The organism is Isoptericola sp. S6320L, assembly GCF_023015685.1.
GTDB lineage: Bacteria > Actinomycetota > Actinomycetes > Actinomycetales > Cellulomonadaceae > Isoptericola > Isoptericola halotolerans_A.
Genome location: NZ_JALKAT010000013.1, coordinates 1 through 26,126 on the forward strand (window position 1 = coordinate 1; position 26,126 = coordinate 26,126).

General features: G+C 75.1%; 22 protein-coding genes. 10 read left to right on the forward strand and 12 right to left on the reverse strand.

Going from position 1 to position 26,126, the window contains the following annotated elements:
* Positions 1-43 precede the first annotated feature (43 nt).
* Positions 44-1,438: an ABC transporter substrate-binding protein gene (locus MWU57_RS09405; protein WP_106265254.1), complete on the reverse strand. Its 1,395-nt coding sequence runs from the start codon at positions 1,436-1,438 to the stop codon at positions 44-46.
* Between the two features lie 250 nt (positions 1,439-1,688).
* On the opposite strand from MWU57_RS09405, the gene map reads away from it, so the two are divergent.
* On the forward strand, positions 1,689-2,471 hold the full coding sequence (map, locus tag MWU57_RS09410; RefSeq protein ID WP_246908914.1) for a type I methionyl aminopeptidase: 783 nt from the start codon (positions 1,689-1,691) through the stop codon (positions 2,469-2,471).
* A 15-nt stretch (positions 2,472-2,486) separates the two neighbouring features.
* On the opposite strand, the gene MWU57_RS09415 is transcribed toward map, so the two are convergent.
* Both MWU57_RS09415 and serS read right to left on the reverse strand, forming a co-directional pair.
* Positions 2,487-3,296, reverse strand: a complete 810-nt coding sequence (locus tag MWU57_RS09415; protein WP_106265257.1) for an HAD family hydrolase — start codon at positions 3,294-3,296, stop codon at positions 2,487-2,489.
* A 2-nt stretch (positions 3,297-3,298) separates the two neighbouring features.
* Positions 3,299-4,567 (reverse strand): serine--tRNA ligase, encoded by a 1,269-nt coding sequence (gene serS / locus MWU57_RS09420; RefSeq protein ID WP_246908915.1) that lies wholly within the window; start codon positions 4,565-4,567, stop codon positions 3,299-3,301.
* 73 nt (positions 4,568-4,640) lie between these two features.
* On the opposite strand from serS, the gene MWU57_RS09425 reads away from it, so the two are divergent.
* Entirely contained in the window at positions 4,641-5,792 is a 1,152-nt protein-coding gene (locus tag MWU57_RS09425; protein WP_246908916.1) for a diacylglycerol kinase family protein, read from the forward strand.
* A 9-nt stretch (positions 5,793-5,801) separates the two neighbouring features.
* The gene (locus MWU57_RS09430) at positions 5,802-10,337 is read left to right on the forward strand and encodes a hypothetical protein (RefSeq protein ID WP_246908917.1); all 4,536 of its coding nucleotides are present in this window, start codon (positions 5,802-5,804) and stop codon (positions 10,335-10,337) included.
* Positions 10,338-10,353: 16 nt separating this feature from the next.
* Here MWU57_RS09430 and MWU57_RS09435 read toward each other — a convergent pair whose 3' ends face one another.
* The 3 genes from MWU57_RS09435 to MWU57_RS09445 form a co-directional block, all read right to left on the reverse strand.
* A complete protein-coding gene (locus MWU57_RS09435; protein WP_106265902.1) occupies positions 10,354-11,148 on the reverse strand; it encodes a glycosyltransferase family 2 protein in 795 nt (264 codons plus the stop codon).
* 260 nt (positions 11,149-11,408) lie between these two features.
* Entirely contained in the window at positions 11,409-12,233 is an 825-nt protein-coding gene (locus MWU57_RS09440; RefSeq protein WP_246908919.1) for a DUF5926 family protein, read from the reverse strand.
* A 26-nt stretch (positions 12,234-12,259) separates the two neighbouring features.
* Positions 12,260-12,667 carry a VOC family protein gene (locus tag MWU57_RS09445; protein ID WP_106265266.1) on the reverse strand — a complete coding sequence of 136 codons (408 nt, stop codon included), beginning with the start codon at positions 12,665-12,667 and terminating at the stop codon, positions 12,260-12,262.
* A 127-nt stretch (positions 12,668-12,794) separates the two neighbouring features.
* On the opposite strand from MWU57_RS09445, the gene MWU57_RS09450 reads away from it, so the two are divergent.
* Entirely contained in the window at positions 12,795-14,021 is a 1,227-nt protein-coding gene (locus tag MWU57_RS09450) for a CoA transferase (protein WP_246908920.1), read from the forward strand.
* Position 14,022: 1 nt separating this feature from the next.
* Here the strand turns inward: MWU57_RS09450 and MWU57_RS09455 are convergent, their stop codons facing one another.
* The 3 genes from MWU57_RS09455 to MWU57_RS09465 all read right to left on the reverse strand — a co-directional run bounded on the left by MWU57_RS09455 (position 14,023) and on the right by MWU57_RS09465 (position 16,861).
* Positions 14,023-14,949 (reverse strand): Ppx/GppA family phosphatase, encoded by a 927-nt coding sequence (locus MWU57_RS09455; RefSeq protein WP_246908921.1) that lies wholly within the window; start codon positions 14,947-14,949, stop codon positions 14,023-14,025.
* A gap of 43 nt (positions 14,950-14,992) precedes the next feature.
* Positions 14,993-15,367 carry an SHOCT domain-containing protein gene (locus tag MWU57_RS09460; protein WP_106265272.1) on the reverse strand — a complete coding sequence of 125 codons (375 nt, stop codon included), beginning with the start codon at positions 15,365-15,367 and terminating at the stop codon, positions 14,993-14,995.
* A gap of 114 nt (positions 15,368-15,481) precedes the next feature.
* Positions 15,482-16,861 carry a glutamyl-tRNA reductase gene (locus tag MWU57_RS09465; protein WP_246908922.1) on the reverse strand — a complete coding sequence of 460 codons (1,380 nt, stop codon included), beginning with the start codon at positions 16,859-16,861 and terminating at the stop codon, positions 15,482-15,484.
* Positions 16,862-16,910: 49 nt separating this feature from the next.
* Between MWU57_RS09465 and hemE the strand changes: the two genes are divergently transcribed.
* Positions 16,911-18,026: a uroporphyrinogen decarboxylase gene (gene hemE / locus MWU57_RS09470; RefSeq protein WP_246908923.1), complete on the forward strand. Its 1,116-nt coding sequence runs from the start codon at positions 16,911-16,913 to the stop codon at positions 18,024-18,026.
* Complete coding sequence (locus MWU57_RS09475; protein WP_246908924.1) at positions 18,023-19,471, forward strand: NAD(P)/FAD-dependent oxidoreductase; 1,449 nt, start codon at positions 18,023-18,025, stop codon at positions 19,469-19,471. The genes hemE and MWU57_RS09475 overlap by 4 nt, the downstream gene beginning before the upstream one ends.
* Here MWU57_RS09475 and MWU57_RS09480 read toward each other — a convergent pair.
* The 3 genes from MWU57_RS09480 to MWU57_RS09490 all read right to left on the reverse strand — a co-directional run bounded on the left by MWU57_RS09480 (position 19,458) and on the right by MWU57_RS09490 (position 21,523).
* The gene (locus MWU57_RS09480) at positions 19,458-20,168 is read right to left on the reverse strand and encodes a spermidine synthase (RefSeq protein ID WP_246908926.1); all 711 of its coding nucleotides are present in this window, start codon (positions 20,166-20,168) and stop codon (positions 19,458-19,460) included. The two genes, MWU57_RS09475 and MWU57_RS09480, sit on opposite strands and share 14 nt — an antisense overlap.
* 79 nt (positions 20,169-20,247) lie before the next feature.
* Complete coding sequence (locus MWU57_RS09485) at positions 20,248-20,940, reverse strand: hypothetical protein (RefSeq protein WP_246908928.1); 693 nt, start codon at positions 20,938-20,940, stop codon at positions 20,248-20,250.
* A gap of 136 nt (positions 20,941-21,076) precedes the next feature.
* The gene (locus tag MWU57_RS09490) at positions 21,077-21,523 is read right to left on the reverse strand and encodes a methylglyoxal synthase (RefSeq protein WP_106265283.1); all 447 of its coding nucleotides are present in this window, start codon (positions 21,521-21,523) and stop codon (positions 21,077-21,079) included.
* 135 nt (positions 21,524-21,658) lie between these two features.
* Between MWU57_RS09490 and MWU57_RS09495 the strand changes: the two genes are divergently transcribed.
* The 4 genes from MWU57_RS09495 (at position 21,659) to hemB (ending at position 26,086) form a co-directional block, all read left to right on the forward strand.
* Positions 21,659-23,116: an HNH endonuclease signature motif containing protein gene (locus MWU57_RS09495; protein ID WP_246908930.1), complete on the forward strand. Its 1,458-nt coding sequence runs from the start codon at positions 21,659-21,661 to the stop codon at positions 23,114-23,116.
* 92 nt (positions 23,117-23,208) lie between these two features.
* Positions 23,209-24,291, forward strand: coding sequence for a hydroxymethylbilane synthase (gene hemC, locus MWU57_RS09500; RefSeq protein WP_374108541.1), 1,083 nt, complete (start codon positions 23,209-23,211; stop codon positions 24,289-24,291).
* Complete coding sequence (locus MWU57_RS09505) at positions 24,288-25,073, forward strand: uroporphyrinogen-III synthase (protein WP_246908934.1); 786 nt, start codon at positions 24,288-24,290, stop codon at positions 25,071-25,073. Before hemC ends, MWU57_RS09505 begins: the two co-directional genes overlap by 4 nt.
* The gene (hemB, locus tag MWU57_RS09510) at positions 25,070-26,086 is read left to right on the forward strand and encodes a porphobilinogen synthase (protein ID WP_246908936.1); all 1,017 of its coding nucleotides are present in this window, start codon (positions 25,070-25,072) and stop codon (positions 26,084-26,086) included. Before MWU57_RS09505 ends, hemB begins: the two co-directional genes overlap by 4 nt.
* Positions 26,087-26,126 lie beyond the last annotated feature (40 nt).

The following is a 26,126-nucleotide window of genomic DNA, read 5'->3' on the forward strand; positions in this document are numbered from 1 at the left end:
CCCGTCGGACGCGCGCGGCGTCCGACGGGCCGGACCGGGGGGATCACATCGGCCAGCTGCTCTCGATCTGGTCGGTGACCTCCTGCGAGGAGGCACCGGTCAGCCAGTCGACGATGCCGTTCCAGAACGTCCCCGCCCCCACCTCACCGGGCATCAGGTCGGAGGCGTCGAACCGGAAGACCGTCTCCTCGTCCGCGACCAGCGCCGCGGCGTCCCGGTCGAACTCCGAGGCCAGGTTGTTGACGTCCAGGCCGTTGTTGGCGCTGAACCAGCCGCCCTCGGGCGTGGCGATGGCCTTCTGGTTGGCCCAGTCCGCGCTGGCGAGGTAGGTCTGGAACGCCTGGACCTCCGGGCGGTCGTCGAACGCCGCGACGAACTCCCCGCCGCCGAGCACCGGCTGCATGTCCGTCTGGTCGGTCGGCAGGTAGAACGCGTAGACGTCACCCTCCGAACCGACCTCGGTCCCTTCCGGCCACTGCGTGGCGTAGAAGCTGGCCATGCGGTACATCCAGCAGCTGCCGTCCAGCACGCCGACACCGGCCTGGTCCCACGCCGTCGTGGCGATCGAGTCGACCCCGCCGAGACCCGCGTTGACGTACTCCGGGTTCTTGAGGATCTCCCCGGCCGTGTCGAACGCCTCGACGATCTGCGGGTCGTTGAACGGGATCTCGTGGGAGATCCACTGGTCGTACACCTCGGGGCCGGCCGTGCGGAGCACGACGTCCTCGATCCAGTCGGTGCCGGCCCAGCCGGTCGCGTCCCCGGACTCGACACCGGCGCACCACGGCAGGACCTCCTGCTCCGACGCGATGGTCTCGGTGAGCTCCATCAGCTCGGTCCAGGTCTCGGGGACCTCGTACCCGGCGTCGGCGAACATCGCCGGGTTGTACCAGACGAACGACTTGGCGTTCGCGCCGAGCGGGGCGGCGTAGAAGGTGCCGTCGACCGAGCCGTACTCCTTCCACTCCTCGCTGAAGAACTCGTCGACGTTGGCCACGGTGGCCTCCGGCGGCTCGACGATCGCGTCCGGGAAGTCGCTGACGATGGTGTTCAGCAGGCCGGGCTGCGGCAGGTACGCGATGTCCGGGGTGTTGCCCGCCTGGATCCGCACCAGCAGCTGCGCCTCGAACTCGCGCGACCCCTCGTAGTCGACCGTGACGCCGGTGCACTCCTCGAACGCGTCGTAGGAGTTCTCCTGCTGGGTCTGCTCGGGCTCGACGATCGAGGTGTAGACGCTCACCGACGTGCCCTCGAGGTCACCGAACTCGTCGTAGGCGGCGCAGTCGATGTCCTCCGCCGCCCCGGCGCCGCCCTCTTCCATGTCGTCACCGCCGCCGTCGTCCCCGTCCCCGCCGCAGGCCGCCAGGACGAGTGCGAGGCTCGCACCGGTCGCGACCGCCGCCAGCCGGCGACGTCGTGCCGTGGTCGTTCTGTTCATGTCCAACCCTCCACTACGTCGTGTGGTCGTGCCGCCGGCAAGGTCCGCCGTCGGACTCTCCCTGGGCCGTTTTGTCCCGTCTTCGGCACTCACGACCCCTTTGTAAAGTTGACCGCAAGTTTGCAGGCCATGCAACCGAGAGAGCGCTGCCCGACGGTTACGATGCGGTGACGATCCGACCTCCCCGCCCGTCGTGACACCCTGGGCGTCGGATGTCACGAGCACGTCGGACCAGAGCGGAAGGACCACCATGATCGAGCTGAGGACGCCGCGGGAGATCGAGGAGATGCGGCCCGCAGGCCGCTTCGTCGCGGAGACCCTGCAGGCGGTCCGCGAGGCCGCGAGACCCGGCGTCAACCTGCTCGAGCTCGACGAGCTCGCGCACCGCCGCATCAAGGAGCGCGGCGCCGAGTCGTGCTACATCGACTACCACCCCTCCTTCGGCGCGAGCCCCTTCGGCAAGGTCATCTGCACGTCCGTCAACGATGCCGTGCTCCATGGTCTCCCCCACGACTACGACCTGCGCGACGGGGACCTGCTGAGCATCGACTTCGCCGTCGCGGTGGACGGGTGGGTCTCCGACTCCGCGCTGTCGTTCGTCGTCGGCGAGCCGTCGTCGACCGAGCGCGCGGAGGCCGACGCCCGGCTGATCCGCACCACCGAGGTCGCGCTGGAGGCGGGCATCGCTGCCGCCCAGCCCGGCAAGAAGATCGGCGACATCTCCGCCGCGATCGCCGCCGTCGCCCGCGAGGCCGGCTACCGGATCAACACCGACTTCGGCGGGCACGGCGTGGGCCGCACCATGCACGGCGACCCGCACGTGCCCAACGACGGCCGCGCCGGGCGCGGCTTCCCCCTGCGCCCCGGGCTCGTCATCGCCATCGAGCCCTGGTTCCTCGAGACCACGGACGAGATCTACACGGACGACGACGGCTGGACGCTGCGCTCGGTCGACGGCTCGCGCGGCGCCCACAGCGAGCACACCATCGCGATCACGCAGGACGGCCCGGTCGTCCTCACCGCCCGCGACTGAGGGCGACGGCGGCGGCTACAGCAGCGACTTCAGCAGCTGGGCCGCGCCGTCCTCGTCGATCGACCCGGTCACCTCGTCGGCGGCCGCCCGCACCACGTCGTCCGCGTGCCCCATCGCGACACCTCGGGCGGCCCACTCGAGCATCTCCACGTCGTTGCGCCCGTCGCCCATCGCGACCGTGCGGTGCGGCTGGACGTGCGTGCGCCGTCGGACCTGCTCGAGCGCGGTGGCCTTGGAGACCCCCAGGGGCGCCAGGTCCATCCAGGCGCTCCAGCCCACCGCGTAGGTGACGTCGTCGAGGCCGAGGTGCTCCACCAGCTCGTGGAACCGCTCGGACGTGGACTCCGGGCTGCGCACGATGACGCGCGTGACCTCGCTGGACCAGAGGTCCTCGAGCGGCACGACGACGTGCACGCCCTCGAGCTCGCCCTCGGGGAAGCGCTCGGTCATCCGGAAGCCGACGCCGAGGTCCTCGACCGCGTAGCGGGCGTCCGGCAGCTCGTCGCGCAGCAGGCTGAGCGCCGGCTGCGGGTCGAACGTCACGACGTCCGTCTCGACCCAGCCCTCCGGCAGGGCCGGGTCGAGACGGACCGTCACCGCACCGTTGGAGCAGACCATCCAGCCGGTGTCGATGCCCAGGTGCTCCGCGACCGGCAGCATCGCGATGAGCGACCGCCCCGAGGCGAGCACCACCTCGTGGCCCGCCGCGCGCACCGCGCCCACGGCGTCGCGCACCGCGGGCGTCATGTCGCCGTCGTAGGACAGCAGCGTGCCGTCGATGTCGAGCGCGACCAGCAGCCGGTCCGCGGCGGTGCCCCCGGTCATCGTCAGCGCACCGGCTCGAGGACCTCGAGGCCGCCCAGGTAGGGACGCAGCCCCTCGGGGACGCGCACCGAGCCGTCGGGCTGCTGATGGTTCTCCAGGATGGCCACGATCCACCGCGTGGTGCCGAGCGTCCCGTTGAGCGTCGCGACCGTCCGGGTGCCGGCGTCGGAGCGCTCGCGCACGTTCATCCGGCGCGCCTGGAACGTGGTGCAGTTCGACGTGGAGGTGAGCTCGAGGTACCGCTCCTGGGACGGCAGCCACGCCTCGCAGTCGAACTTGCGCGCCGCGCTCGTGCCCAGGTCCCCCGCCGCGGTGTCGATGACGCGGTAGGGCAGCTCGACCTTGGCGAGCATGGCCTCCTCCCAGGCGAGCATGCGCTGGTGCTCGGCCGCGGCGTCGTCCACCGGGCAGTAGCTGAACATCTCCACCTTGTGGAACTGGTGGACGCGGATGATGCCGCGCACGTCCTTGCCGTGCGAGCCCGCCTCGCGCCGGTAGCAGGCGCTCCAGCCCGCGTACCGCCGCGGACCGTCCGACAGGTCGAGGATCTCGTCGCCGTGGTAGCCGGCGAGCGCCACCTCGCTGGTGCCCACGAGGTACAGGTCGTCACGCTCCAGGCGGTAGATCTCGTCGGCGTGCTCGCCGAGGAACCCGGTGCCGCGCATCGTGCCGGGCGTGACGAGCGTCGGCGTGATCATCGGGGTGAAGCCCTCGGCCACGGCCTGGTCCATCGCCGCGTTGAGGATCGCCAGCTCGAGCCGCGCCCCCACGCCGGTGAGGAAGTAGAAGCGCGAGCCGGAGACCTTCGCGCCCCGCGCGGTGTCGATGGCGCCGAGGCCCTCGCCCAGGTCCAGGTGGTCGCGCGCGGTGAAGCCCTCGGCCGCGAAGTCGCGCGGGGTGCCGACGGTCTTGAGCGTGACGTAGTCCTCCTCGCCGCCCGCCGGGGCGCCGTCGACCACGTTGGGGATCCGGTACAGCAGCTCGTCCAGCTCGGCCTCGGCCGCGTGGGCCGCGGCCTGGTGCTCCTTGACCTGGCCGGCGAGCTCCTTGGTCCGGGCGAGCAGCGCCGCCTTGTCGTCACCCGTCGCCCGGGCGACCTGCTTGCCCAGCGCCTTCTGCTCCGCACGCAGCGACTCGAACTCCGCCAGGGCGGACCGTCGTCGCGACTCGGCGGCCAGGGCCTCGTCGACCAGGGAGAGGTCCGCGCCGCGGGCCTGCTGGCTCGCGCGGACGGCGTCGGGGTTGTCGCGCAGGAGTCGGATGTCGATCACGCCCGTCAGCCTAACGGTCGGCCACGCGCCCTACCTCGCGCGCCGGGGCCCCGATTCGTCCTATGTTGCCCCCATGCCTTGGGAACTCACCGTCGGGATCGTCGCCCTCGTCATCGGCGTCGCCGCGCTCGCGACGGCGGTGGTGGGGATGCGGCGCACCCGGCAGCGCGCCGCGTCCCGCACGACGGCGGCACCCCGGTCCGGTCCGCCGCGGACCGGACCGCAGATCGCCGTCGTCGTCAACCCGTCGAAGGAGAACACCGACCGGATCGTGGACACGGCGCGGCGGGTCTGCGCGGAGGCCGCGCTGCCCGACCCGCTCTTCTACGACACGACCGTCGACGACCCGGGCACCGGGCAGGCGCGCGCCGCGCTGGCCGCGGGCGCGGACGTCGTGGTCGCCGCCGGCGGCGACGGCACGGTGCGGGCGGTCGCCGAGGGCCTCACCGGCACCGACACCCCCATGGGCATCGTCCCGGCCGGCACCGGCAACCTGCTGGCCCGCAACCTCGACATCCCGCTGGCCGACGTCGGCGAGGCGATGGCGGTCGTCATCGGCGGGCGGGACCGCCGGATCGACGTCGGACGCGCCCGCATCACGCCCGTGCCCGACGACGGCACGGCCCCGGGCGACGTCGCCCCGGAGGCCGTCACGTCGGAGGACGTGGCGCCCGAGGGTCCTGGCGACGAGCAGGACGCACACATCTTCCTCGTCATCGCGGGGCTGGGCTTCGACGCCGCGATGGTCGCGGACGCCGACGACCACCTCAAGGCGAAGATGGGCTGGGTCGCATACTTCCTCGCCGGTGCGCGGCACCTGCACGGTCGCCGGATGAAGGCGCAGATCACCATCGACGACGAGACCCCGGTGGCCGCCCGCCTGCGCAGCATCCTGGTCGGCAACACCGGCCGGCTGCCCGGCGGCATCACGCTGCTGCCGGACGCCATCATCGACGACGGCATCCTCGACGTCGCCGCGATCGACACCCGCGGCGGTCTCGCCGGCTGGGCGCAGCTCTTCGGCGAGGTGGTCGCCCAGGGCATGGGCGTGCAGAACGAGGCGAAGCTCAGGATCGGCCGCATCGACCACGTGCGCGCCCGCCACATCCGCATCGACGTCGAGGGCGGGGAGCAGGCGCAGGTCGACGGCGACGTGCTCGGCCGGGCCAGCTGCATGGAGTCGTGGGTGGAGCCGGGAGCGCTGGTGGTGCGCGCGCCCGCATAGGCTGGCGTGGTGCCTTCCCTGGTCCGTCCCCTCACCGTCGTCGCCGCGCTGCTGACCGCCCTGTTCCTGGGCCTGCTGCCCACGGCGGCGCACGCCGACGACGTCGAGCGGCCGACCCAGACGCCGCTGGTGATGGCGGGCGTGGCGGGCCTGCAGTGGTCCGACGTGGACGCCGCGCGCACGCCGAACCTGTGGCGGCTCGTGGGCGGCGGGTCGGTCGCGTCGGTGTCCGTGCGCACGCTGACGCCCACCTGTCCGCTCGACGCCTGGCTCTCGATGTCGGCGGGCAGCCGGGTCTCCGCGGCGGTCGACGAGGACGCCCTGCCGGCGCCGGGTCCCGACGAGGAGGACGAGGGCGGCGGGCTCGCGGCGCTCGGCGACCAGGCCGCCGCCGTCGGCTGCGCGGACATGCCGCTGCTGCCCGCGGCCGCCGAGCCCACCCCGGTCACGGTGCCCGGCTGGAACCGTCTGGTCGACCAGGACACCACGGGCCCGACGGCGGACCCGGGAGCACTCGGCGACCTCGCCGCGGCGTCGGGCGTGTGCACGACGGCGGCGGGCCCGGGCGGGGCGGTGGCGCTCGCGGACGGCTCGGGTGACGTCCCCCGGTACGTCACCGGTGCCGGGGACCTCACCGCGGACGACGTCGCCGCCTGCCCGGTCACCGTCGTCGACCTGGGCGAGCTGCCCGACGCCGCGACGGAACGCACCGAGGCCCTCACCGTCCTCGACGGCGCCATCGGCTCCCTGGGCGCGCTGCTGCCCGACGGCGGCCGGCTGGTCGTCGCGGGGATCTCCGACACCCCGAACGGCCCGGCCGACCTGCAGGTCGTGGCGGACTGGACCGCCCCCGGCGGGACCGCCACGTGGCTGAGCTCGACCTCGGCCCGGTGGCCGGGTGTGGTGGTGAGCGCCGACCTCTCGGCCACCCTCGCCGACGCGATCACCGCCAGCGCCACCACGCCGCCCGGCGAGCCCCACCCGGAGCAGGACGAGGACGACGCGTCCGCCGACCAGGAGCCCTCCGCCTTCACCGGGTCGCCCTTGGAGCGCGGCGACGACCGGCGGCTGTCCGTGAGCCGGACGGTCGAGAACCGCCAGTACCTCGGCGTGCTCACCGAGGCGCTGCCGCTCATGACGCCGGTGCTCGTCGGCATCCTGGCCCTCGCCGACGTCGTGGTCGTGGCAGGCCTGCTGGTCGCACGCCGCCGCGCCGCCGGGACGACGGCCCGGCAGGGCGTGCGGGGCCCCCAGGGCGCCGTGTCGCGCCGCCTGGCGGTCGCGGTCCTCGCCGTCGCCGCCTCGCTGCCCGTGGCCGCGACGCTGGCCACCCTGACGCGCTGGTGGGTCGGCACCACCCCGGTGACGCTGCTCGCCGTGGCGCTCAGCGGGCTGGCGCTCGCCGCGGCGCTCGCGGCCTGGGCGCTGCGGCGCGTCGTCCCGCCCGGTCCCTGGCGCCTGCCGACGGCGCTCGCCGCGGTCACCTGGCTCGTGCTGACCGTGGACGGCCTCACCGGCACCACGCTGCAGCAGGGCTCCCTGCTCGGCCCCGCGCCGTCCCTGGGCGCCCGGTTCTACGGCTTCTCCAACTCCGTGTTCGCGGTCTACTCGGTCGCCGGGCTGGTGCTCGCCGCCGGGCTGGCGGCGCTGCTGCGTGACGCCGGCGTGCGCCGCCGCACCCGCGTCCTGGTGGCGGCCGCCGTCGGGCTGGCGACCACCGCCGTCGACGGCCTGCCCCCGTTCGGTGCCGACCTCGGCGGCATCCTCGCGCTCCTGCCGGCGTTCGCCGTGCTCGTCGCGGGCGTGGCCGGGTGGCGCCTGACCTGGCGGCGCGTCCTCGCGGTCGTGGGCGTCACGGTCGGCGCGGTCGCCCTCGTGTCCCTCGTGGACTGGGTGCTGCCCGGGCCCGGCACCCACCTCGGCGGGTTCGTCCAGTCCGTGCTCGACGGCGACGCGTTCGACGTGCTCGCCGGCAAGGCGGCCGGGGCGTGGGCCACGGTGGCGAACCCCGCCGGGGCGTTCGCCGTCGTCGTGTGCGCCGTCGCCGGCTGGGCGGTGCTCGACCCCGAGCGCGCGCGGCTGCGCGGCGTGGACGCCGCCTACCGGGCCGACCCGCTGCTGCGCCGCGCCGTCCTGGCGCTGGTGACCGTCGCCGTCGTCGGCACCGTGCTCAACGACTCCGGGATCGTCGTGGCGGTCTACGTGCTGCTCGTGGCCACGCCGCTCCTCGTCGTCGGACCGCTCGAGCACGCGGACGCGACCGCCGCGCCCGCCACCCGCACCGAGCCCACCGAGCCCGCGGACCCCGACGACGGCGCGGGCGCGTCGCGGTCGGGCCCGCTGCTGGCCCGCACCCCGGCGGTCGCCGTCGGCGTCGCCGCCGGCCTGCTCGTGGCGCTGCTGCTCGGCGCCGCGGCCGTGCCCGCCCGCGGCCTCGCGGGCGCCGGTGACGTCTCCGGTGCCGGGGTGGAGGTGCTCGACGCCGAGCCCGTCGTCATCATCGGCACCGAGGGGCTGAGCTGGGCCGACGTCGATCCCGCCGCGACGCCCACGCTGTGGGGGCTGCTGCGCGACGGCGCGAGCGCCACCGGGGTCACGGCCGCCGTCACGGGGGCCTCGGGAGACTGCCCCGCCGCGGGCTGGCTGGGCCTGAGCTCGGGTCGCAGCCCCGTCACCGGCGAGCCGGTCGACGGCACGTGGACGTGCACCCCGTGGGACGTGGAGCCCGGCTCCGACGGGACCGCGCAGGTCGACGGCTGGGACGACCTGGCCGCCCTGCAGTCCCGGTCCGAGTTCCGCCCGCAGCTGGGCGTGCTCGGCGAGTCCCTGGCCGACGGCGGGACGTGCGCGACCGCCGTCGAGCCCGGCGCCGCGCTCGCCCTCGCGGGCACCGACGGGACCGTCGAGCGCTACCGCACCCTCGAGGCGGCGCTCGCCGACCCCGACGACGCCTTCTCCTGCCCGGTGACGATGGTCGACGCGGGCGCCGCCCCCTACCACCCCACCGGCGAGAGCAGCACGTCCCGGCCGGTGCCGGACGACGCGACCGCCGGCGGCGAGGAGCGGGTCGCCGCGCTGCGAGCCGTCGACACCACCGTGCGCCGGGTCCTGGCCGGCGTGCCGGACGAGACCACCGTCATGGTGCTCGACGTCGGCAACCCGGCACCCGGCCGGCCGGCGCTGGGCGTCGGCGTCGTGCAGACCGACACCGACACCGCGCCCGCCTACCTGACGACCTCCTCGACGCGGTGGCTCGGCGTCGTGCGGCTGCTCGACGTACCGGTCACGCTCGTCGACGCCTACGGGCTGCCCCGGCCCGCCGACTTCTCCGGCGCGCCGCTCACCCTCGCCGACGACCGCCCCAGCACCACCACGGCGACCGTCCGCGAGCTCGACTCCCTCACCGCGCGCGACCACGAGCTGCGCACCACCACCGGCACGATCACCGGCATCCCGGCGGTCGTCGCCCTCCTGGCGCTCGCCCTCGTGGCGCTCTGGCTGCCGCGCCTGCGCCGGCGGGCGCCCCGGGCCGCCCGCGCCTGGTCGCGTGCGCTGGACGTCACCCTGCTCGTCGGCGCCTCGCTGCCCGCCGCGACGTTCCTCATGACCACCTGGGGCTGGTGGCGCGGGGAGAACATCACCCTGGCCCTCTGGCTGTCGCTGGGCGCGAGCACGGCGCTCGTGGCGCTCGTCGCCGCCCTGGCCCCCCGCTGGCCGGTGTGGACCGGCCCCACCGTCCTGGCCACGCTCACGTTCGCGGTGCTGACGCTGGACGCGCTGCTCGGCACGCCCCTGCACCGCGGCAGCCCGCTCGGTGCCGCACCGACCCTCGGCGGGCGGTTCTACGGGTTCGGGAACCCGACCTACTCCGTGTACGCGGTGGCGGCCGTCGTCTGCGCCGCCGGCCTGGGCACCGTGCTCGCCCGCCGCCTCGGTCGCCTGGCGGGCGGCGTCGCCGCGTCCGTGGTCGGGCTCGTGGCGCTCGTCGTCAGCGTGCTGCCCTCGCTCGGTGCCGACGTCGGCGGCGGGCTCGTGCTGCTGCCCGTCATGGTCGTCGTCGTGCTCGCCGTCGTCGGCGCGCGGATCACGTGGCAGCGCCTGCTCGTCGCCGGTGGCGCCGGCGTGCTGCTCGTGGCCGCCATCGGGGTCCTCGACTGGCTGCGGCCGGCCACCGAGAGGTCGCACCTCGGGTCGTTCGTGCAGTCGACGATCGACGGCACGGGGCTGGAGACGATCGGGCGCAAGGCCGGGTACGCCTACCGGTCGCTGTCCGGAGGGTTCGACGCCTGGCTGGCGCTCGCCGTCGTCGTGCTGCTCGTCCTCGCGCTGTGGGGCCCGCGGCGGTGGCGCCCCGACTGGCTCGCGCGGGCCGAGGCGGCGTGGCCGCTCCTGCGGCCCGTCCTCGTCGCCCTGCTCATCGCCGGCGTGGGCGGCGCGGTGGCCAACGACTACGGCATCCGCGTCGTGTCGCTCATGCTGTTCGCCGCGGTGCCGCTCGTCGCGCTCGTGGCCCTCCGCGCCGACGACGCCGACCCCGCCGGCTGACGCCGGGGAGGGTCGGTCAGCCGCGCGGGGACGGGCGGGTTCCCATCCGGCCGATCCGGTCGACGACCCGTCGCACCTGGCGCGCGCTGACCGCCGCCATGACGTCGCGGTACTGCCCGGCGCGGTGGAGCTGGCCGGCGAGGTCGTTCGACGACGGCCGGTGCCGCAGGTCGCAGGGCACCTCGACCGCGACGTAGCCGGCGCGCAGCAGGTCGATCGTCATCCCGGTCTCGACGCCCCAGCCGTGCGCCAGCGGGGTCGCGGACTCGAAGGCCTCGCGGGTCAGGCAGCGCATGCCCGACAGCGGCTGGGTGGGGCTCCAGCCGGTGAGCCGCTGGATCGCACGCCGTGCCGCACCGACGACGATGCCGCGGCCGCCGGCCCCCTGCTGCGTGGGCAGCAGCGCGATGGCCAGGTCGGCGACGCCCTCGCGCACCGGGCTGACGAGCGGGGCGGTGTTGACCGCCGTGTCGCCGAGGTCGCCGTCGATGAAGAGCAGCAGGCGCGGCGCCCGGCCGTCGGCGTCCCGCATGGCGACGACGGCGGCACCGGTCTCCATCGCGGCGGCCTTGCCCCGGTTGTGGGAGTGCCGCACCACCACGGCACCCGCGTCCCGGGCGACGTGCTGGGTCTCGTCCTCGGAGCCGTCGTCCACCACGAGCACGAGGTCGACGTGCGGGATGGCGCGGGCCGACCGGACGGTCGCCGCGATCCGCTCGGCCTCGTCCTTCGCCGGGACGATGACCGCCACGCGCTGGACGCTCCGACCACCCCGGGCGGTGGGTGGGCGGGGCGTCTTGGCCACGGGCATGCTCGGCCGGCGTGCCCCCGGGTTGACCGCCGTCTCGCCGGGCACCGGCTCACGGCTCGTCCGTGTTCCCCCTTGGTCCGCGTTCACAGCTCCCTGCCTGTGCGGCCGTCACAGCCACGATCGTCGGTGTGATCCTCGGCGCGACCCGCCGGGATCGGAAGTGCAAAGAACTTCCCTCAGAATCCTACTCCCAGGGTAGGGCGGGATCCTGCACGCCTCGGGGCGCGGTCGGGGGCGACCGGGTGAAGTTTCTGTGCGGGTCAGCGCAGGGTCACCTGGCGGGAGATGATGCCCGCCCGCGCGCGGCGCTCGTTCGCGTCCAGCGGTGCGTCCACGGCCAGCGCCGCCTCGAACCGGGTCGACAGGTCCTGGACCGGCTCGGCCAGCTCGTCCGCCTCCGTGCCGCGCGGCAGCTCCCACACCGGCACCACGAGTCCGCAGGCGCGGAACATGCCGAGGAACTTGCCGCCGGCCAGACCCGAGTCCCGCTTCGCGTGCAGGCGGGCGATCGCGTCGACCACGCGGTCCTCGTCCTCGGTGCGGGCCCACCGCACGAACTCGCGGCTCATCCGGCACCAGTAGGCGGCGTCGACACCCTCGAGCTTGACCGTGGGGACGGTCTGCTCGGCGGCCTCCTCGAGGCCTTCCTTGATCTCGGCTGTCATCTCCGCCGAGGAGTCGATCCAGTAGTCGTAGCCCTCGTGGACCGTGACCTCGAACGGCACGGAGGCGTCCAGCACGTCCTGCAGGCGCGGGGTCTCCGCGGTGACCTCGAGCTGCTCCGGCAGGATGCCCGTGCCCGGCTCGACGTCGATCGCCGCGAGCAGCGCGGCGGCCAACGACCGGCTGATGTCGTCGGAGCTGAGCACGCCCTGCACCGCGAGCAGGACGGTGCCGTCCTCGCGGTGGAGCGCGGCCCAGCCGCCCGGCAGCACCGTGGCGACGACGACGTCGCGGCCGCCGTGGGCCTCGACGGTGCGGGCCGGCGCGGTCGCCGAGGGCACGATCTCCCGCATCGAGACCCAGTCGGCCTCCCCCGGGAGACCCTCGAACGGACGCAGCACGAACTCAGCAGTCTTGGCCATGCGCCCGATCCTATCGGCCGCCGCGGTCAGGAGGTCATCGCGCCGAAGAGCTCCGCCCCCGGACCGTCCATGAGCCCGATCACGTTGCCGGCCGGGTCGGTGAACCAGGCGCCGTCGCCACCCTCCATGAAGCCGCGGACGATCCCTCGCTCGTCGTGGTCGAAGGACTCGTAACGGAGCATCTCCACCCCCTGCCGGCCCAGCTCGTCCACCACCTCGTCGACGTCGTCGACCGCGAGGTGCAGCACCGTGAAGCTCGCGGGGACGTGGTCCTCCTTCGGGTACACCATGAACGTGGTCCCGCTGTCGAGGTGCAGGGCGAGGAACCCGCGGTCGCCCGTGACCCGCATCCCGAGGACGTCCTCGTAGAACCGCCGTGCGGCGTCCACGTCGTCGACCGAGAAGCTGCCGAAACCTCGCTGCGTGCTGACCATGAGGCACTCCTTCGCGCCACGGCGGTCCCGGGGGCCGAGGGCCCGTGGCATGAGGGCGCCGCCTCTCCCAGGATCCACCCGGCTCGCCCACCGGGACGGGTGAAATCCCGTGGCATACGGTCGGGGCATGCCGTGGCTCGCCGCGACGCTGCCCGTCGCCGACCTCGCCCGCACCGCGCTCGAGGCGCTGCGCTCCGCCGCGCGCCGCGCCGGGGTGCGCGGGCCGCTGGTGGACGCCCCGCTCGACCCGGCGCGCGTGGCGGCGTCCTTCGCCTCCGACCGCCTGCTGCGCCTCGACGGCGAACCCTGGGCCGGGTTCGCCCCCCACTCCGGGTTCTTCGCGACGGCCGACGGCTGGGTCCGCACCCACGCCAACTACCCGCACCACCGCGCCCGGCTGCTGCGGATCCTCGACCTGCCCGACGACGCCTCGCGCGACGACCTCGCCGACCACCTCGCGCAGGCCTCCGCCCAGGACGTCGAGGACGCGGCGGCCGACGCCGGGGCGGTCGCGGTCCGGGTGCGGAGCGAGAGCGGGTGGCGGGCGAGCGCACCCGGCCGGGCCGCCGCCGTCGGCCCCCTCGTCGCGGCGACGGCACGCGCCGACGGACGACCGGCCCGGCGGGCGGCTGCTCCCCTGGCGGGTGCGCGGGTGCTGGACCTCACCCGGGTCATCGCGGGACCCGTCGGGACCCGGACCCTGGCGCTGCTCGGCGCGGACGTGCTGCGCGTGGACCCGCCCGAGCCGGCCGAGATCGCCGCCCAGCACCTCGACACCGGGCAGGGCAAGCGGTCGACGCTCCTCGACCTGCGCCGCCAGGACGACCACGCCCGCGCCCAGGAGCTCCTCGACGCCGCGGACGTGCTGGTGACCGGATACCGTCCCGGCGCGATCGAGGCCCACGGGCTGCGGCTGCCGCCCGGTGCGGTGCACGCCCGCGTCTCGGCCTGGGGGCCGGCCGGCCCGTGGGCGGGCCGCCGCGGGTTCGACTCGATCGTGCAGGCCGCGAGCGGCATCGCACTGCTCGAGTCCGCCGACGGCGTCACCCCGGGCGCGCTGCCCGCACAGGCCCTCGACCACGCCACCGGCTACCTCCTCGCCGCGGGGGTGCTCGACGCCCTCGTCGAGCGCGCCCGGGACGGCGCCGGCCGGGACGTGGCGACCTCCCTGGCCCGCACGGCCGCCTGGCTCCTCGACGCGCCCGGCCGGGAGCCGGACCACCCGCCGGCCGCGCTGCCGCCGTCGGGCACCACCGTCACCCACGGCCGCGTGCGGTCCGCGCGCCCGGCGCTGCCCGTGGACGACTACGCCGCACCGGCGCGGCCCTGGGGCGGCGACCCGCCCCGCTGGTGAGTCAGAGGTGGTCGAGCCGCTGCAGGATCGCGCCCTCGCGCAGGGCCCACGGGCAGATCTCCACCTCGTCGACGCCGAGGGCGGCCATCGCCTCCTGCGCGACGACAGCGCCCGCCACGATCTGCAGCGCCCGGCCCGGACCGATCCCGGGCAGCACGGTGCGGTCCGCCGAGGACAGCTTCGCCAGGCGTGGCTCCCAGTCGGCCAGGTGGTCGTGGCGCATCCGCCAGCGCTCGCCGGTTCCCATGACCTGGCGAGGCATCCCGGCCAGCCGGGCCAGGGAGCGGAACGTCTTGGAGGTGGCCACGGCGTGGTCGGGCGCCGGGGCCTTCGCGACGGGGCCGACGGCGTCGCGCAGCACCGAGCGCGCGTGCTCGCGCAGCGTCTCCACGTCGTCGGGCTTCGGCGGGTCGGCGTCGAGGAGGAAGCGCCGGGTCATGCGGCCGGCACCGAGCGGCACGGACAGGGCGACGTCCGGGGCCTCGTCCACGCCGGTGGCGATCTCGAGGGAGCCGCCGCCGATGTCGAGCAGCAGGAGCCGGCCGGCGCCCCAGCCGTACCAGCGGCGCGCCGCCAGGAAGGTCAGCCGCGCCTCCTCGTCGCCGGCGAGCACCTCGATGGGCACGCCCGCGCGCTTCTCCAGGTCGGCCAGCACCTCGGCGCCGTTGGTCGCCTCGCGCAGCGCGGAGGTCGCCAGCGCCATCGTCTGCTCGATGCCGTGCTCGGCGCCCTCGGCCGCCGCCGCCTCGACGGCCTTGCGCAGCTCCTTGACGCCCGCCTTGGAGATCGAGCCGTCGGGCTCGACGTACCGCATCAGGCGCACGGTGGTCTTGTGGCTGGCCTGCGGCACCGGCCGTGCACCCGCTCGCGCGTCCATGACGAGCAGGTGCACGGTGTTGGAGCCGATGTCGATCACGCCGAGTCGCATGGCGCTCAAACTACCGGTCGACGGCACCGCACGGACCGTCGGTTCAGGCCAGCGCCTTGGCCTTGAGCGCCTCGAACTCCTGCGGGGTGATCGTGCCGTCGTCGAGCAGCTTCTTCGCCGACGCGATGTGGTCGGCGGGCGAGCCGGCGACCGTCTTGATGTAGTCGTCGGTGGCCGCCTTGGCGTCCTTCGCGGCCGCCATGTTGCGCTCGGCCATGCCGCGCCCGCGCGCGATGAGGTACACCAGCGCCGTGATCATGGGGACGAAGATCAGCAGGACGACCCAGAGCGCCTTCCACCAGCCGTTCAGCTGATGGTCCCGGAACAGGTCCGTGAGGATCTGGAACAGGACGATGAGGTACGCCATGAAGAGGAAGATCCAGAGGAGGAACCAGACATAGCTCCAAAAGTCATCCATCGTGAATGTCCTTCCGCGTCCGAGGTGAGATCCCGCGGGGACCGCAGCCGCGACCCCTCGGCGATCACGCTACCCACGAACGCGGAGAACGGCCCGATATAACCCGACAAAGGTTCAATCGGTCGCCGGAACGGCGCGAAGCGTCCGCTCGGCCGCCGCGACGACGGCGGCCTCCGCCGCCCGTGCCTCGGCGAGGGCCGTCGCGCGGGCCGCGACGATGCGGCCGTGCAGGGCGGCGTGCGCGCGGCGGCGCACCGCCCGGGCGATCTCGTCCCGGTCCGACTCGGTGGGCTCCTGCCCGTGCGGCGCGAGCTCGCCGGCCAGCCGTTCCACGGCGGCCGCCACCTCGACGGCGACCTGGCGCTCCGCCTCGTCGAGCAGCCCGACGACGGCGGCGTCCGCGGCGCGACCCAGCCGGGTCTCCTCGAACCGTGCGGCGGCCTGGGCCACCAGCCGGCCGGCCTGGTCGACGACGGCGCGCTCGGTGGCCGGGGCGTGCGCCGTCAGCGAGGCCAGGTCGTACAGCAGCACGCCCTCGACGTCCGCCACCGACGGCTCCACGTCACGGTGCAGCGCCAGGTCCAGGATCACCAGGGCGTCCGGCTCCGGCTCGTCGCCCGCCCGTGCGGCGGCGCGCTCCCGGGCACGGGCCACGGAGGCCGCGTCGAGGACGTAGGCCAGCGAGGCCTCCGCGTCCGCCGCCGGACCAGGGCGGCCGCCCCGCGCCCCCGAGCAGGACACCACGACGTCCGCGTCGCCCAGCGCCTCCACCAGCGACTCGGTGTCGACGCCGACGGCGCCCGTGCCGTGCGACGCCGCGAACGCCTGCGCCCGCCCGGACCGCGAGTACACCCGGATGTCCTCGCACCCCCGGGCGCGCAACGCCGCGACGGTGGCGCCCGCGTAGGCACCGGTGCCGATGATGACGGCGCGGGCCACGGGGTACGGGCGCATCGACCGGCCGGCCAGGTCCAGCCCGACCGCCACCAGGGAGCGCCCGGCGCCGCCCAGCGCCGTCGACCGCCCGACCTGCTTGGACGTGCGCGACGCCGTCTGGAACAGCAGCTCCAGCGTCTTGGACGTGGTCCCGTCGGCCCGGGACTCCGCGAGCGCCCGCTTCACCTGCCCGGCGATCTCCCGCTCGCCCACCACCATCGAGTCCAGGCCGGCGGCCACCGCGAAGAGGTGCTCGGTGACCTCGGACCCGGTGCGCACCGTGAACGAGCTCGCGGCGACGTCGGTGGACACCCCCGAGGACTCGGCGACGAGCTCGGCGACGTGACGCGTGGCGTGGCGGACCGTGTCCCCGTCGAGGGGGGCGTCGACGTCCAGGTAGAGCTCGAACCGGTTGCAGGTCGAGATGACCACGGTGCCCTGCACGGGGCGGCACGTGCCCACGACGGTACGGCCCACGGACATCGAGCCGGTGGACAGACGCTCGAGGGCGTCGAGGTCCAGCTCGTGGTGGGACGCGGTGAGGGAGAGGAGAACCACAGTGCCCCCACTTTATGATCTGTGCCCCCACGGGGCAGAATCGTTGACCGTGACATCCCCCACGGTGAACGTCAGCAACCTGCCCGCCTCCCACCCCCTCGCCGACGGGCGCACGACCACGTCCCCGCTGGTCAGCGCGCTGCGAGGTGATCGCCCGGCACGGACGCCCGTGTGGTTCATGCGGCAGGCCGGCCGGTCCCTGCCCGAGTACCGCGAGGTGCGACAGGGTGTCGGGATGCTGGAGTCCTGCCTGCGGCCGGACCTCGCCGCCGAGATCACGCTGCAGCCCGTCCGCCGCCACGGCGTCGACGCGGCGATCTTCTTCAGCGACATCGTGGTGCCGCTCAAGCTGGCCGGCGTCGACGTCGAGATCGTCTCCGGCGTCGGGCCGGTCATGGACCGCCCCTACCGGACGGCCGCCGACATCGACGAGCTCGTCGCGCGCGACCTCGACGACGAGACCCTCGCGCCGATCGCCCAGGCCGTGGAGCGCACCGTCGCCGGGCTGTCCGACGCCTCCGCCTCGACGCCCCTCATCGGGTTCGGCGGCGCGCCGTTCACGCTCGCCGCCTACCTCGTCGAGGGCCGGCCCTCGCGGGACCACCTGGCCGCGCGCACGCTCATGCACGCCGACCCGGAGACCTGGCGCCGGCTGACCACGTGGACCGCCGACCTCACCGGGCGGTTCCTGCGCACCCAGGTCCTGGCCGGCGCCAGCGCCGTGCAGCTCTTCGACTCGTGGGCGGGTTCGCTGTCCCTCGCCGACTACACGGCGCACGTGGCGCCGTCGTCCACCCGTGCCCTGCGGCACGTGGCGGAGCTGGGGGTTCCCGGCATCCACTTCGGCACCGCCACGGGGCACCTGCTCCCGGCGATGCGCGACGTGCTGCGCGACGCCGGGATCAGCCACCCGACGGTGGGGGTCGACTACCGCACCCCGCTCGACGAGGCCACGGAGCTCCTCGGCGGCGACGTCCCCGTGCAGGGCAACATCGACCCGGCGCTCCTCGGCGCCCCCTGGGAGGCGCTGGAGGCGCACGTCCGCGACGTCGTCGCCCGCGGTGCCGGGGCGCCGGGCCACGTGGTGAACCTGGGCCACGGCGTGCCCCCGACCACCGACCCGACCGTGCTCACGCGCGTGGTCGAGCTCGTCCACTCGCTGTGAGCCAGCAGGTCGACGCCGTCGTCGTCGGCGGCGGGATCGGCGGGCTGGTCGCCGCCCGCACGCTCATCGAGCGCGGGCTGCGCACGGTGGTGCTCGAGTCGTCGACCCGGCTGGGCGGCCCGGTGCGCGGCGGCGCGTTCGAGTCGCTGCCGCGCGTCCCCGTCGACCTCGGTGCCGAGTCCTTCGCCGCCCGGGGCACCGCCGTCACCGAGCTCGCGGAGGAGCTGGGCCTCGACGTCGTCGAGCCCGCACCCCTGTCCGCCTGGGGGTACGCCGCCGGGCACGCGTTCCCACTGCCCCGGGCCGGCGTGCTCGGCATCCCGGCCGTGCCGTGGGCACCCGACGTCCGCCGTGCCATCGGCTGGCCCGGCGTCCTGCGCGCCTCGCTCGACCGCGTCCTGCCCCGGTTCGTGGGCGCCGACGCCGACGACCTCGGCACGCTGGTGCGCGCACGGCTCGGCGCGCGGGCCACCGACCGGCTCGTCGCCCCGGTCGCCACCGGCGTGCACTCAGCACCGCTCGACCGGCTCGCCGTGGCGTCCGTCGCCCCCGGCCTCCAGGACCGGTTCGCCGTCGAGGGGTCCCTCACCCGGGCCGTCGCGGCGCTGCGTGCCGCCGCCCCGGCCGGCTCGGCCGTGCGCGGCATCGACGGCGGGATGCACGCGGTCGTCGAGGCGCTCGCCGGGCAGATCGCCGCGAGCGCCGAGATCTGGACCGACACCCCGATCACGGACGCGACCGGTCCCATCCACACCGCGCTCCGGCTCGGCCAGGAGGTCGTGGGCATCGAGCGGGCCGACGACGGCGGCTGGGTCGTGCGCTCGCGCGCCACGGCCGCGGGGGTCGCCGGGGGCCGCGGGTCGCTGCACACCGTCACGGCGCCGCGCCTCGTGGTGACCACACCCGCCGTCGGGCCGCTACTCTCGCCGTGGACCGACGTCGTCCCCGCCCCGGAGGCCGGGGCGGACGTGCGGCTCGCGACGCTGCTCGTGGACGCCCCGGAGCTGGACGCCGCGCCCCGCGGGTCCGGGATGCTGGTGGCTCCCGGCGGCGCGGACGTGCGCGCGAAGGCGCTGACGCACTCGACCGCCAAGTGGCCGTGGCTCGCCGCCCGGGTGCGGAGCGCGGCCGGTGCGGGGATGCACGTGCTGCGGCTGTCGTACGGGCGTCTCGGCGAGGAGACCGTCCCCCCGACCGCGGACGAGGCCGCACGGGACGCCTCGGTGCTCCTGGGCGTGCCGCTGGCGGACCGGGTGCAGGACCACCTGCTGCAGCGCTGGGACGGCGCCCTGCCGCCGCCGACCCCCGCCTACCGGGCCGACGTCACGGCGCTGAGCGCCGCCGTCGGGCAGGTCCCCGGGCTCGCCGTGACGGGCGGCTGGGTGGCCGGCACGGGGCTGGCCGCGATCGTGGCGCACGCCCAGGCGGCGGTCAACGGGCTGTGACGCCGCGGGCCAGGTAGACCGTGTTGCTGGAGCGACCACCGGTGATCGGGTTGGGGAAGTCGACGGGGTGCGCCGAATGCTCGGCGAACACCTGGCCGAGCACGGCCTCGAACGGGGCGTCGGGAGGGTCGTCCGACCAGAGGGCGAAGAGGCCCCCGTCCGCCAGGTGCCGGGACATCGCCCGCAGCCCGTCCGCGGCGTAGAACGCCGCGTGGCTCGGGTGGAGCACGTGACGCGGGCTGTGGTCGACGTCCAGCAGGATCGCGTCGTACCGGACCTCGGGCTCGGCACGGACGCGGCGGAAGAAGTCGTCCTGGACGAGCCGGCAGCGCGGGTCGGTGGCGAGCCCCGCGGCCTCCGGCAGCAGCTCGCGCCGGTGCCAGTCCAGGACCGGCCCCGAGTACTCGACGACGGTCACGTCCCCGACGCGCGGGTCGGCCAGCGCCGCGAGCGCCGTGTAGCCGAGCCCGAGGCCGCCGACGAGGACGCGCAGGCCGCCGGCGGGTGCGTCGAGCCGGGCGAGGGCGAGGGTGGCGAGCTCGCGCTCCGCCACCGTGAACAGGCTGGACATGAGGTACTCGTCGCCGAGCCGGACCTCGTACACGTCCTGCTGCGCGGCCGGGTCGTACCGGCGGCGCAGGCTGATCTCCCCCATCGGCGTGGTCTGGAAGTCGAGCTCTTCGAAGCGCAGCGGCATGGCTCAGCGTCTCACGCGGCGTCGCCCCGCCCCCGGCGTGCCACGAGGGCGGCCGGGAGCGAGGCGTGCGGGACGGCCGTCAGTCGTCGAGGTCGACGGTGCGCGAGATCCGTTCGCCGGTGGAGGACCTCACCACCACCTTGACCCGGTCGTCGTCCGCGCCGAACGTCCGGCCGAGGGTGACGTTGCCGAACGAGTTCGCCCGCGAGGTGGTCGAGGCGACCCTGCTGCCGTCCCGGTAGAACGTGGCGGTCCACCGGGCGCCCTTCGTCGGGCCGTTGACACGAACCTGCGCCGTCACGCGGTCGTCGCCCGACTCCTGGACCGAGTAGCCGTACCTGCTGCCCTTCGAGCCCTTGCCGCTGCGGCACTCGAGATCGTCGTCGAGCTCGACCGTGCGCGCGGCCCGCTGGCCGCTGCTCGAGACGGCGACGAACCGGAACCGGTCGTCGTCGTCTCCGCGCACGGTCCTGGCGACGCTGATGTTCCCGTGACGGTTCGCCCGCTCGGTGATCCGGTAGGCCTTGCTGCCGTTGCGGTAGACCGTGACGGTCCACCGCTGGCCGGGCTTCGCGGCGTCGACCCGCATGGCCGCCCGCATCCGGTCGTCGTCGCGCTCCGCGAGCGTCACCCGGTACTGCGCGTTCTTCGAGGCGTACCCCGTGCAGCTGACCCGGTCGTCGTCGTCGGCGTGCGCCGCGCCCGCTCCCATGCCGACGCTCGCCAGTGCCAGGCACAGCGCGGCGAACGTCCCTAAGATCCTGTTCTTCATCACAGGTGCTCCCCGGTGAGAGTGCCGCGGGGCGCGGGATGCGCTGTGCGGCTCGTGCCTCGCACGCTAGGGACGGTCCATGAGGCCACCGTGGCAGCACCGTGAGAGAGGTCTCATGAAGCCTGGTGGCCGCACGTCACGGGACGGCGCCGCCCTCCCAGGGCCGCGCGCCGATCACGGGCCGGCTCGCCGCGTAGTCCTCGCGCATCATCGGCGAGGAGATCATCATGTCCGCCGTCGCGACGTTGCACGCCATGGGCACGTTCCAGACCGCCGCGAGCCGGAGCAGCGCCTTGACGTCCGGGTCGTGAGGCTGCGCCTCGAGCGGGTCCCAGAAGAAGATCAGCATGTCGATGAAGCCCTCGGCGATCTTCGCGCCGATCTGCTGGTCACCGCCCACCGGTCCGGACAGGAGCCGGTGGACCGGCAGGCCCAGCTCGAACTCCAGCATCGTCCCGGTGGTCCCCGTGGCCCAGAGCGAGTGCCCGGAGAGCGTCCCCCGGTTGAACTCTGCCCAGCGCAGGAGCTCGACCTTCTTGTTGTCGTGGGCCACCAGGGCGATGCTGTGCTGAACCGCGTCCATGGGAGCGCTCCTCACCCGGGCGCGCGCTGCACCCGTCTGCCTCATGCTTCCACGCGCGGGGCGGACCGGCAGCGAGTGCGCGATCAGCCTTCCGCAACACTCGAACGGGTGTTCGATTTCTGATAGTCTCGGTGCATGACAACGAGGTCCGCCGACACCCGCACCAGGGCAGATTCCGGTGCCCGACGGCGGCCCGCCGGCCGGGACGTGACGCTCGCACGCCTGGACGAGCTGTTGGCGGACCTGAGCGCGGCCCAGGCCGAGATCAACGCCCTGGAGGGCCGCCGGGCCGCGCTGCTGGCCGACATCGCCGACCTGGCCGAGGACGCCGAGTCGGCGGTGCTCGACACCGACGACCCGTCCCTGCGGCGGACCTCCTCGTCCCGCCGGCGGGAGCTGGTGCGGCGGGCGGTCGTCGCCGAGGTCGGGACCACGCTGCGCCTGGGCGAGCACGCCGCCGGAAGCCTTTGCGAGCAGGCGCAGACCCTGCGGCGCAAGGCACCCCGGTCGTTCGCGGCGCTGGCCGCCGGCCGGTGCTCCTGGGCGCACGCGGCGCGCCTCGCCCGGCACCTCGCCGACCTCGACCCGGCGGACGCCCGGCGCGTCGAGTCCTCCGTCGCCCCCGCGCTGGCCACGAGCACCCCGGCCCAGGTGGACGCCCGCACGCGGCGCGCACGCGACAACGTCCACCCCGAACCGGTCGAGGTCCGGTCCGCGAAGGCGTCGGAGCACCGGGCGGTCTACCTCGACGACGCCCGCGACGGGATGGCCTGGCTCACGGCGCACCTGCCCGTGACCCTCGCCCATGCGGCGTACGACCGGCTGACCCGCACCGCGACGGCGCTCCACGCGGAAACCGACAGCCTCACCGTCTCCCAGGGCCGCGCGGACGTCCTGGCCGCGCTGCTGCTCGACGACGGCACCCTGGACCGCGACGCGGTACCCGCGACGGCACCCGGTAGAGACTCCGGGACAGCCCCCGGTACGGCCCGCACGCGCCCCGTGCTGGGCATCGCGACGATCGCGCGGAGCATCCGCCCGCAGGTCACGGTGACCGTGCCGGTCCTGACCCTGCTCGGCGTCGCCGACATCCCCGCGGACCTGGACGGCCACGTACCGGTCGCACCGGACACGGCCCGCGAGCTCGCCGCCCTCGCGCCGTCGCTCCGGCGCGTGCTGACCCACCCCGAGTCGGGCGTTCCGCTGTCGGTGGGACGGGAGAGCTACACGGCCCCGTCGGCGCTCAAGGCCACGCTCAGGCACCGCGACGCCACCTGCCGGTTCCCGGGGTGCACGGTGCCGGCGGTCCGCGCCGACCTCGACCACACGACGGCGTGGGCCGACGGCGGCACCACCGGGGCGGACAACCTGGCCCACCTGTGCCGGCACCACCACGTGCTCAAGCACCAGACCGGCTGGACGGCACGGCAGGGTCCGGCACCCGGCGGCAACCTCGAGTGGACCTCACCCACCGGTCGACGCCACACCACCCGCCCGGACGGCGGCGTCGTCGCCAGTCGGCACGGCTCAGCGCCACGCGACTCGGCGCCACGCGACCTCTCGTCCGTGGGCTCCGGCGACCCTCCGTTCTGAACCGCCGCTGGCTTGCACCTCTGCCCCGTCAACCTCGGTCCCCTCACACTCGGTCCCACGTCACTCCGTGCCCTCGACGCCGCACCGCGCCCATGCGTGACAATGGACGGGTGACAACCCCCGCACCCGCCCCTCTGCGTCTCGGCACCCGCGGCAGCGCACTGGCGACCACCCAGTCCGGGCTCGTCGCGCGTCGGCTGGAGGTGCTCCTGGACCGCCCGGTCGAGCTCGTCCGCATCAAGACCGAGGGCGACGTCAAGACCGGCTCCCTCGCCTCCCTCGGCGGCACCGGCGTGTTCGTCACCGCGCTGCGCGACGCGCTGGCCGGGGACCGCTGCGACGTCGCCGTGCACTCCCTCAAGGACCTGCCGACCACCCCCGCGCCCGGGCTGACCTACGTCACGCCCGAGCGCGAGGACCCGCGGGACGCGCTCTGCGCCCGCGACGGACGCACGCTCGACACGCTGCCGCGCAACGGTCGCGTCGGGACCGGTTCGCCGCGCCGTGCCGCACAGCTCCAGGCCGCGCGTCCCGACCTCGAGATCGTCGACATCCGGGGCAACGTCGAGACCCGCCTGGCGCGGGCCCTCGGACCCGACCCGGACCTCGACGCCGTGGTGCTCGCCCTCGCCGGTCTTGCGCGCCTGCACCGCACCGAGGTGGTCAGCGAGATCCTCGACCCGCTCGTCGTCGCCCCCGCGCCCGGCCAGGGTGCGCTCGCCGTGGAGGCGCGCAGCACCGACCTGGTGCCCGACGGCGGCACGACGGGCAGCCCGGGGCTCGGCGCCGTGCTCGCCGAGGCGTTCGCCGAGCTCGACCACCGGCCCACCCGGCTCGCCGTCACCGCCGAGCGCGCCGTCCTGGCGCGGCTCGAGGCGGGCTGCGCCGCACCGATCGGTGCCTACGCCCGGCTGGAGGACGGAGTGCTGGTGCTGTCCGCCGTCGTCGCCTCCCTGGACGGCACCGAGCAGCTCAAGCACACCGCCCGCGTCGAGATCGCCCCGACGGCGACGCTCACCACAGCCGACGAGGCCGCCTACGCCCTGGGCGTCCGGGTCGCCGAGCGGCTCCTGGCCGACGGCGCTGCCCGGCTGGCGCCCCTCTCCCCGGCCGAGCCCGCTCCGCCGGAGCCCACCCGGGCCACCACCGGGACGGACGACCCGGAGGGGGCGTGACCGACCTGACCGGGCGCACCGTCCTGCTGCCCCGATCCCCCGCACGCGCCGCCGGGCTGGCCGGCCTCCTGCGCCGCGCCGGGGCCGAGGTGACCGTCGCGCCCGTCATCGAGCGGGCTCCCGCCGACGACGGCGCCACGCTCGCGGCGGCAGTCTCCGACGTGCTGGCCGGCCGGTACGCCTGGGTCGTGATCACCAGCGTCAACGCGGTCGAGGCGCTCAGCGCCGCACAGCACCACCCGACCGGCGCGACCAGCGCGACGCTGGCCGCCGCACCCGTCCGGTGGGCCGCCGTCGGGCCCGCGACCGTGCGCGCCCTGGCCGACGCCGGGATCGCGGCCGACCTGGTGCCCGACGGCGAGGCGTCCGCGGACGGCCTCGTCGCCACCTTCCCTGCTCCGTCGTCCGCGGCTCCGGCCTCCGCGGATCCGGCCGGCACCCGGGTCCTGCTGCCGCTCGGGGACCGGGCGCGCCCCACGCTGCGCGACGGGCTCCGGACCCTCGGGTGGACGCCGGACGTCGTCACCGCCTACCGCACCGTGCGCAGCGACCTGCCGGCGGACGTGGTGGGCGCACGCTATGACATCGTGGTGGTGACCTCCGGCTCCGTGGCCCGCGAGATCGCCACGCAGTACGGCACGCACGCGCCCGTCGTCGCGATCGGCCGACCCAGCGCCGAGGCGGCGCGCGAGACCGGGCTGACCGTGGCCGCCGTCGCCGACCGTCCCACCGACGCGGCGCTCGCCGCCGCCGTCACCACCGCCTGCGAAGGAGAACCATGAGCACCTCGGGGATCGTCCACCGGCCACGGCGGCTGCGCGCCACGCCCCGCATGCGCCGCCTCGTGGCGGAGCACCGGCTGCACGCGGCGGACCTCGTGCTGCCGCTGTTCGTCAAGGAGGGCATCTCCGCGCCCGTCCCGATCAGCTCCATGCCCGGCCAGGTGCAGCACAGCGAGGCCACCCTGCACGACGCCGTCACCGCGGCCGCGCGGGCCGGGCTCGGCGGCGTGATGCTCTTCGGCATCCCGGCGGTGCGTGACGCCCGCGGCACCCAGGCCGAGGCGCCCGACGGGATCCTGCAGCGCGGCATCCGTATCGCGCGCGAGGCCGTCGCCGCGGTCGAGTCGGAGACCGGAAGGCCGGGGCCCGTCGTCATGGCGGACACCTGCCTGGACGAGTTCACCGACCACGGGCACTGCGGCGTCCTCACGGACGGCCCCGACGGCACGGCCGTCGTCGACAACGACGCCACGCTCGAGCGGTACGCGACGATGGCCGTCGCCCAGGCGCGGGCCGGCGCGGACGTCGTCTCGCCGTCGGGCATGATGGACGGCCAGGTCGCCGCGATCCGCGACGCGCTCGACGACGCCGGGTTCGAGCACGTGTCGATCCTCGCCTACAGCGCCAAGTACGCCAGCCCGTTCTACGGTCCGTTCCGCGAGGCCGTCGACTCGGCGCTGCAGGGCGACCGGCGGACCTACCAGATGGACGCCGCCAACGCCCGCGAGGGACTGCGCGAGGCCGACCTGGACCTGGCCGAGGGCGCGGACATGGTGATGGTCAAGCCGGCCGGCTCCTACCTGGACGTGCTGCGCGGTGTCGCCGACCGCTCCGACGTCCCCGTGGCCGCGTACCAGGTGTCCGGCGAGTACGCCATGATCGAGGCAGCCGCCGCGAACGGCTGGATCGACCGGCGCGCCTCGGTGCTCGAGTCGGTCCTCGGCATCCGGCGCGCCGGGGCCGACGTGATCCTCACCTACTGGGCGCTCGAGATCGCCTCGTGGCTCGAGTGACCCCGGCCGACGACGCACGCCGCAGCAACCCCACGGAGGA